Annotated in this window: 5 protein-coding genes; all 5 read right to left on the bottom strand. The window is 71.7% G+C overall.

Translation table 11 applies throughout. The annotated features are described in order from the left end of the window. Window positions 1-71: 71 nt before the first annotated feature. Entirely contained in the window at window positions 72-557 is a 486-nt protein-coding gene (locus G408_RS13925) for a phage tail tube protein (protein WP_245584296.1), read from the bottom strand. Between the two features lie 2 nt (window positions 558-559). Beyond that, on the bottom strand, window positions 560-769 hold the full coding sequence (locus tag G408_RS15735; RefSeq protein ID WP_084628156.1) for a DUF7210 family protein: 210 nt from the start codon (window positions 767-769) through the stop codon (window positions 560-562). A 6-nt stretch (window positions 770-775) separates the two neighbouring features. Then, entirely contained in the window at window positions 776-1,201 is a 426-nt protein-coding gene (locus G408_RS0108760; protein WP_028770784.1) for a hypothetical protein, read from the bottom strand. After that, complete coding sequence (locus G408_RS0108755) at window positions 1,198-1,482, bottom strand: head-tail joining protein (protein ID WP_028770783.1); 285 nt, start codon at window positions 1,480-1,482, stop codon at window positions 1,198-1,200. Before G408_RS0108755 ends, G408_RS0108760 begins: the two co-directional genes overlap by 4 nt. Before the next feature lie 13 nt (window positions 1,483-1,495). Beyond that, on the bottom strand, window positions 1,496-1,705 hold a 210-nt coding region (locus G408_RS13920; protein ID WP_037412880.1), incomplete at its 5' end, for a major capsid protein.

The raw sequence follows: 1,705 nt of genomic DNA, 5'->3' as shown, positions 1-1,705 counted from the left end.
GCATGGTTCCGCTGGCGGCATGTCACCGGTAGAGTTCGAAAGGCGCTACGCGCAGAGCGGCGAATGAGTGTCTACGGAACTCTGGTCGGTCCAGGGCCGCCGGTCGTGGCGTCGAGGATCAGCACCGAGCCGTGCCGGGCGTGCACCTGGTACTGCGTCGCCGGCAGGGTCTTGGGCGGGCTGCTCCCGTCCTGGATCTGCACCGCCGAGACGTTCTGGTGCGCGAGCGGATAGAGGCTGCCCACGGTGACAGGGTTGGGCAGTGTCTCGCCGGTGATCGTGCCCGGTGTCACCGTGGTCGAGTGGCCGTAGAGGGCGAGCGCGAGGTTGCCGCTGCTGAGTTCCTCCAGCGTGCAGGCGAACTCGCCCTTCTTGGTCTTGATGAGCTGCAGGTCGGTGAGGCGCTGGCCGGACTGCGCCTCCTGGTGTTCCAGCGTCTCCACCGACAGCGACACCTTCAGTTCCGGCACGTTGCCGACGAAGGTGAGGCCGGCCGGATTGCCAGCCGAGTCGCGCGCGCCGATGTAGACGCGCCCTTGTCCAGAGAAGTAGGCCATGGTCAGTCTCCCGTGGAGGTTGCCGCGGCGGCGGGACCGTCACGGCGCGAGGGTTTGGGGGATGGGGCCGGCGCCGGGGAGTCCGGCGTGACGAGCCGGGCCGCGCCCTGGGCGATCAGCCAGCGGGCGCTGACCTCCGGCAGGTCCAGCCGCGCGCCTGCGGGCAGGCGCCGACCGGCGTGGGTGTGGGGTCGGAGCAGTTCGATGGGCATCGGGGGTCATCCCAGGGTCGTGAGGTCGGTCAGCGTGGTGCGGTAGCGGATCTCGTAGCGCGCCGGCAGCGTCACCGTGCCGGCATCGAGGTCGTCGGCGTCCCAGTCGGCGTCGAGCTCGCGCACCGCGAGCGCCAGGCCGCCCAGATTCGGGTCCGCGAGCACGGCGGCGTGGGCGGCGACGATCAGCCGGTCGGTCGCGTCAAAGGCGTCCATGCCGCGCGCGAGCGCGACCAGGCGGACGGTGATCGCCCGGTCCGCCAGCCGGTTGGCGTGCGCAGTAATGGCGTCGCCCTCGACGAAGACGAGCAAGGCAGGGCCGGCCTCGCGGGGCAGCGGTGTCGCCGGCTGGCGCAGCACGGGCGCCGGGGCCAGGGCCGCCGTGAGCCGATCGACGAGGATGCGCAGCAGGCGCTCGCGCACCGAGTTCATGGCAGCCTCGCGAGCCTCGCCCGGCACTCGCGGCCGTCGCCGAAGGCGCCGACCTCGCGCACGCGGTAGGACTCGCCAGCGATGGTGACCACGTCGCCCGGTGCGAGCGCGAGGCGCGAGGACGCGTATTCGAGCTCGAAGTCACGCGCCAGCGCCAGGCCGTCGAGCACCGTCTCGTCCGGCGCGCGGAACGCACAGTGCACGGTGACGGCGCCCACCACGACGGGCGTCAAGAGTCCCGCGCGCTCGGCGGCGTCGTACAGATCCTCCACACGGACCATCGGACAGGCACCCTCAGACGGTGAGCTTGACCAGCACGCCGGGCCGGTGGCACATCGGCAGCGGGTTGCTCTGGGTGTGCAGGTCGGTGCCGCGGTCGAACTTGCGCGGCTCCTGCTTGGCGTAGAGTGGCTGGCCGAGGGTGCCCACCGTCTCGTTGAAGTCGGCCGGGGCGAAGTAGGTGGCGAAGGTGTCCACCGTCCCCAGCGGGAAGGCGTGGGCCTC

The organism is Silanimonas lenta DSM 16282 (assembly GCF_000429065.1).
Classification (GTDB): Bacteria; Pseudomonadota; Gammaproteobacteria; order Xanthomonadales; family Xanthomonadaceae; genus Silanimonas; species Silanimonas lenta.
This window is presented reverse-complemented; position numbering and strand designations above follow the sequence as displayed.

Excerpts from the sequence above, each read along its gene's own strand:
- G408_RS13925 (WP_245584296.1), bottom strand. The coding sequence starts at position 557 with ATGGCCTACTTCTCTGGACAAGGGCGCGTCTACATCGGCGCGCGCGAC.
- G408_RS15735 (WP_084628156.1), bottom strand. The coding sequence starts at position 769 with ATGCCCATCGAACTGCTCCGACCCCACACCCACGCCGGTCGGCGCCTG.
- G408_RS0108760 (WP_028770784.1), bottom strand. The coding sequence starts at position 1,201 with ATGAACTCGGTGCGCGAGCGCCTGCTGCGCATCCTCGTCGATCGGCTC.
- G408_RS0108755 (WP_028770783.1), bottom strand. The coding sequence starts at position 1,482 with ATGGTCCGTGTGGAGGATCTGTACGACGCCGCCGAGCGCGCGGGACTC.